The following is a 5,085-nucleotide window of genomic DNA, read 5'->3' as shown; positions in this document are numbered from 1 at the left end:
CCGCAACTACAACGCGAGTCGTTCCAAAATCAACACCAATACGCATGTTTACCAGTTTACCAACAGGCGTACTCGATCTTGAAGCCGAGAGCTCATGCACTTGGCTCCGTTAAGATGGAAGCAACGTGCAAACCATTCGAGTTGATACACCTTCGGCAAAATACGACGTAATCACCGGCAGCGGACTGATCGGCTCGCTCGCGCCACGCATTCAACGTATAGCTGGAAAATTGCCGCCCCGCGTATTTGTGCTGACATCTCCCGAGATCTGGGCGTTGTGGGGCGACCTCTTTCTCAAGTCATTTTCCGAACCTCCCGTCACCCTCTTTCTGTCCACAGGCGAAAAACACAAAACCATGCAGAGTGTCGATCGCCTGTTGCGCCAGATGGTCACGGCGGGGGGCGATCGCGGCTCGCTGCTGATCGCCTTTGGCGGCGGAATTGTGGGCGACATTGGCGGATTCCTTGCCGCGATCTTCATGCGCGGAATGCGCTACGTGCAGGTGCCCACAACGTTCCTCGCCCAGGTTGATTCATCCGTGGGTGGCAAAACCGGCGTCAATCTTCCCGAGGGCAAAAACCTCGTGGGCAGCTTTCATCATCCTGTTGCTGTCTTCGCCGACATCGATGTGCTCGGCACACTGCCCGACCGCGAACTGCGCGCGGGCCTCATGGAGAGCGTCAAAGCAGGCATCATCCGCGATCGCTCCCTGGTGCGCTTCATGGAGGAGCATGCAGACGAAGTGCTTGGCCGCGATCCGAAGGCACTCGAAAAGGTAATCGCTGCATCGATCCGCATGAAAGCTGGAGTGGTAAATCGGGATGAGCGTGAGAACGGCCTGCGCATGATCCTGAATCTCGGCCACACTGTCGGCCACGCCATCGAACAGGCGACACGATACAAATCCTTGCTGCACGGCGAGGCAGTGGGCTGGGGCATGATTGCAGCCTTATATGTAGCCCATCGACGCCGCAGTATCACCGGACCGCAAGCGGCGCGTCTTGAGAACCTCGTTCATCGGTACGGTCCTCTGCCGGCGCTCAAGCTGCGCGCACCCAAACTGATTGCGGCGACCGGCAGCGACAAAAAGAATGTCGGCGGAGTTCGGCGATTCGTCCTTCCGATCGGCATTGGCGACGCCGGTATAATCGAAGACCTTCAGGCCTCGGAACTTCAAGCCGCGGTCAGCTATATGCTTTCGCAAGCCAAAGAGCCGCGCGCGTAATTCTTGGAGGGATGAGCATGAAATTCTGCTGCCGCGGCATCGAGGGATTGCACCAGAACTCCGGACTGCGCGAATTCGGCGTATTCACAGCCCGATACCCTGACGGCTTCGTATTCGTTCTTCAACATCGCGCACTCGATCCCGACGCGCTTCCTCCATTTACTGAGTCTCCAATGTCTGCCGTTTCTGAGTTGCAGCTGAATTACTGCCCCTGGTGTGGGGTAAGTCTGGAACAGTTTTATCGCGACCAGGTTCAAGAGCTTGACAAGTCTGAACTGAAGCTCGGGATGGGTAGATAGACGCCATGCCGACTAGCGGCGCCAAGCCGATGGGTGTTCAGGACGAGACACGAGCAGCCGAAGCCGTGCAGCAGATGTTCAACACCATCGCTCCGCGCTACGACTTGCTCAATCACGTACTCTCCGCGAATATCGACCGCCTGTGGTGGCGCCGCACCGCATCGAGGTTTCGCACCGTGCTGGCCAATCCGAACGCGGCCGTGCTGGACATCTGCTGCGGTACTGGCGACTTGACCATGGCCCTGTTGAAGCATCGCACCGAGGCTGCACGGCCCATCATCGCAGCAGATTTTGCGCATGGCATGTTGCGTCGAGGTGCGCAGAAATTCGGCGCAACCAAATCCACCCGCTCCGTTGCAATTGCTCTCGAGGCCGACGCACTGCATCTCCCGGTTCGCTCGGAATCACTCGATCTGGTTGTCACCTCGTTTGGTTTCCGCAATCTGGCCAATTACGAAGACGGCCTGCGCGAGTTCCATCGCGTGCTGAAACCCGGTGGTCAGCTTGGCATCCTCGAGTTCAGCGAACCCGGCGGCCTGATCGGCAAGATATACGCGCTCTACTTTCACCGCGTGTTGCCGGCGATCGGGCGCATGATTTGCGGAAAAGACGGTCCATATAGCTATCTACCGGCCTCCGTCGGCGCATTTCCTGCTCCGCCCGAATTGCTCGCCATGATGCAGAAAACCGGGTATTCCGACTGCAGATGGCAGCCTTACACCTTTGGAATCGCCGGGTTGTACACGGCGGTACGCTCGCCTGTACTCTTGGAGTCGCGATGAACTCCACCGCACTACGCCCGGCGCTCTCTGATCAGGCACAAAACTCGGCCATGAAGCGGCGCGTGGCGCTGCAATCGATGCTAGCGGCCAGTTGCATGACCGCTCTGAAGATCGCGGCGGGTCTGATTTCCGGGTCGTTGGGAGTCTTGTCGGACGCGGCTCACTCGGGACTGGACCTGGCGGGATCAGGTATTACTTTCTTCTCCGTTCGCGTTTCGGATAAACCGGCCGACGAGGACCACACCTACGGCCACGGAAAAGTCGAAAACCTCTCCGCTTTTTTCGAAGCCGGTCTCATGGCCATCTCCTGCGCGTGGATCATCTGGGAGGCCATTCGGCGGATCAGGCATAACACCTTTGAGCTCCGCTACTCGGTGTGGCCCGTGCTCGTATTGCTGACTTCAATCGCGGTTGACTTCTGGCGCTCACGGGAACTGCGCCGCGTAGCCGAGCAAACTGGTTCGCCTGCGCTCGCCACCGATGCGTTTCATTTCGCCTCGGATATCTGGGCTTCTCTCGCGGTGCTTCTGGGGTTGTTGGCTACCTGGGTAGGCGTTGCTTTCCACATTGACTGGCTGCGTTATGCTGACCCCGTCGCCGCCATCTTTGTGTCTCTCATGATTATTCGCATCACCGCGCAGCTGACGCGCGAAGCCGTGGGTGTCCTCATGGATCAGATTCCCGTAGAGACCCGTATGCGGGTAATTCGCGAAGCCGAGCAGGTGCCCGGCGTGCTGGCTGTCGAACAGGCACGAGTGCGTCGCTCAGGACCAAACTACTTTGCCGACCTCACGCTCGCACTGCCTCGCAGCTACACTTTTGAGCACACCGGCGAACTGGTTCGCGCCGCCACCGAGGCCGTGCATCGCGCGCTTCCAACTGCGGACGTCGTCATTCACACCGTCCCGCGCCAGGCAAGGGCCGAAAGCATCTTTGACCGCGTGCGAGCAGTTGCAGCAAGAAATAATGTCGCTGTGCACGATCTCAGCGTGCAATCGCATCACGGCAAACTGCATGTCGAGCTTCACGTCGAACTGGACGAAAACTTGCCTCTGATTGAGGCACACAGCTTCGTGAGCGGCCTCGAAGCCGAAATCCTGCGCGAAACACCTGAAATCGATTCGGTCCTCACACACATCGAAAGCGAACCCGCCACCATCGAGCAACCCGAGGAAATGGTCGAAGAGGATCGCAGGATCGAGAAGGCACTTCGAGACGCAGCCGCCCATTATGAGGAGATTGTCGATGTGCACCAGATCCTGGTAGGGCGCACAGCAGAACACATTACCCTATCCTGCCATTGCACTCTACCTGACGACTTGGCGATGCATCGCGTTCATGAGGTCATCACCGCGCTCGAAGACCGCTTCAAGCTCGAGTGTCCCGAAGTTCACCGCGTTACGATTCATCCCGAGCCGATGACAGACAACACGCGCTGACCAGCTTCGAGCCCAGTACAAGCGCAACCAGCCCCCGGCGTCCTCCGTCCATAAAAGCATCACTGGAGGGATGGTGGATGCCCAGTTTTCTTCCGGTCAGAGCCAGATCGACATTCGACCTGCCTAAGACGTTGTTTGTAGCTTCGCTGTTGTGCATGTTTCTCGCTGAGGCATTCATGATCTGGGGCTTGTGGTTTCGTACGGCTCCAATCTTTCATCGAACACGGGGATATGACCTGCCGTTCCTTGCGTGGATTCCGGCATTCGGAGGGTACCTCTTCCTGCTTCTCATTCGAAAGCAAGCCAGGGATGGCCGCCTCAGCCCGGCCATCGCAAGCAGTCTCAGCACCGGCCTGGCGCTCCTGATCCTGGCAGCGTATTTGCTGATTACGCGTTGCGCCCAGATCGCGTTCCGCTGACCCCTGGCCCTGACGCCTTCAACTCGAATGCCGGATAATGGAACCAGGGTCGCAGGAGGTCGGAGTTTTGATCGCGCATAGTAATTGGAAAGAAGATGAGGTCTTTGAGGGAGTCGCAGAGAACGGCAATACCATCACCTTTGATGGCGGCTCCGCTCATACGCACGGGCCAAGCCCAATGGAAGCCGTGTTGATGGCGTTGTGCAGTTGCACTTCGGTCGACGTACTCGGCATCCTCAAGAAGAAACGCCAGCCGATCACCGGTCTTCGGGTGTCTGCAATCGGCACCCAGGCTCCTGCACCACCCCGCGTCTTCACCCACATCAAGCTCACCTATGCCGTCCGCGGAAAGCTAAGCCGCAAGGCTGTTGAAGACGCCGTTTCACTCTCCAAAAACAAGTATTGCTCCGTCTCGAAAATGCTGGAGAAAGCCGCGACCATCGACTACGAGATCGTCTACCCCGACGGAGAACCGGAGCCATGAGCAGAAGCTTCCTCGCCCGCTTCTTCCGCATGGCATCGGTGGTCATGCTGCTCATCGCAGCAGGACTGCTCTCCGCCATCACCACGATGCACTTTGCCATCCATGGCGCCGAAGTCAAAATCCCCACGCTGAAAGGGATGACCGTTGCCGAAGCGCGCAGCCAGGCCGCCGGCATGGGTCTTAACCTTGATGTCGACAATCGCTATTACTCCGCCGATGTTGCCGCGGGACACATCCTTTCGCAATCGCCCCCGCCGGGCTCCGTCGTGCGTCGCGAATGGCATGTGCGCGTTGCCGAAAGCCTGGGTCCGCAGAAGGTCGACGTCCCCGACACAGTCGGCACAGAAGCCCGCGTGGCCGCATTGCGCCTGCGGCGTGCCGGCCTTGAAGTCGGCGTCACCGCAAGGCGGCCCTATGCAGGTGCTCAAGACGGCAC

Annotated in this window: 7 protein-coding genes; all 7 read left to right on the top strand. The window is 58.6% G+C overall.

Going from position 1 to position 5,085, the window contains the following annotated elements; all coding sequences use genetic code 11:
• Window positions 1-125 precede the first annotated feature (125 nt).
• Window positions 126-1,226, top strand: a complete 1,101-nt coding sequence (gene aroB, locus WA354_RS17920; RefSeq protein ID WP_472814387.1) for a 3-dehydroquinate synthase — start codon at window positions 126-128, stop codon at window positions 1,224-1,226.
• Between the two features lie 17 nt (window positions 1,227-1,243).
• Window positions 1,244-1,525 carry a hypothetical protein gene (locus WA354_RS17915; protein WP_472814386.1) on the top strand — a complete coding sequence of 94 codons (282 nt, stop codon included), beginning with the start codon at window positions 1,244-1,246 and terminating at the stop codon, window positions 1,523-1,525.
• A gap of 5 nt (window positions 1,526-1,530) precedes the next feature.
• Window positions 1,531-2,307 (top strand): ubiquinone/menaquinone biosynthesis methyltransferase, encoded by a 777-nt coding sequence (locus WA354_RS17910; protein WP_472814385.1) that lies wholly within the window; start codon window positions 1,531-1,533, stop codon window positions 2,305-2,307.
• Window positions 2,304-3,746, top strand: a complete 1,443-nt coding sequence (locus tag WA354_RS17905) for a cation diffusion facilitator family transporter (RefSeq protein ID WP_472814384.1) — start codon at window positions 2,304-2,306, stop codon at window positions 3,744-3,746. Before WA354_RS17910 ends, WA354_RS17905 begins: the two co-directional genes overlap by 4 nt.
• 77 nt (window positions 3,747-3,823) lie before the next feature.
• Window positions 3,824-4,165, top strand: coding sequence for a hypothetical protein (locus tag WA354_RS17900; RefSeq protein WP_472814383.1), 342 nt, complete (start codon window positions 3,824-3,826; stop codon window positions 4,163-4,165).
• 67 nt (window positions 4,166-4,232) lie between these two features.
• Window positions 4,233-4,649 carry an OsmC family protein gene (locus tag WA354_RS17895; RefSeq protein WP_472814382.1) on the top strand — a complete coding sequence of 139 codons (417 nt, stop codon included), beginning with the start codon at window positions 4,233-4,235 and terminating at the stop codon, window positions 4,647-4,649.
• Window positions 4,646-5,085: PASTA domain-containing protein (locus tag WA354_RS17890; protein WP_472814381.1), on the top strand; the 440-nt coding region annotated here is incomplete at its 3' end. The genes WA354_RS17895 and WA354_RS17890, both read left to right, overlap by 4 nt.

The sequence above is a fragment of the Occallatibacter sp. genome, assembly GCF_049802275.1.
In the GTDB taxonomy this organism is placed as follows: domain Bacteria; phylum Acidobacteriota; class Terriglobia; order Terriglobales; family Acidobacteriaceae; genus Telmatobacter.
Note: the sequence above shows the minus strand (reverse complement) of the source record. Positions and strands in the feature narration are given on the sequence as shown.

Bases quoted from the DNA above. Each gene is read 5' to 3' on its own strand.
- WA354_RS17900 (WP_472814383.1), top strand. From the start codon at position 3,824: ATGCCCAGTTTTCTTCCGGTCAGAGCCAGATCGACATTCGACCTGCCT.
- WA354_RS17910 (WP_472814385.1), top strand. From the start codon at position 1,531: ATGCCGACTAGCGGCGCCAAGCCGATGGGTGTTCAGGACGAGACACGA.
- WA354_RS17915 (WP_472814386.1), top strand. From the start codon at position 1,244: ATGAAATTCTGCTGCCGCGGCATCGAGGGATTGCACCAGAACTCCGGA.
- WA354_RS17905 (WP_472814384.1), top strand. From the start codon at position 2,304: ATGAACTCCACCGCACTACGCCCGGCGCTCTCTGATCAGGCACAAAAC.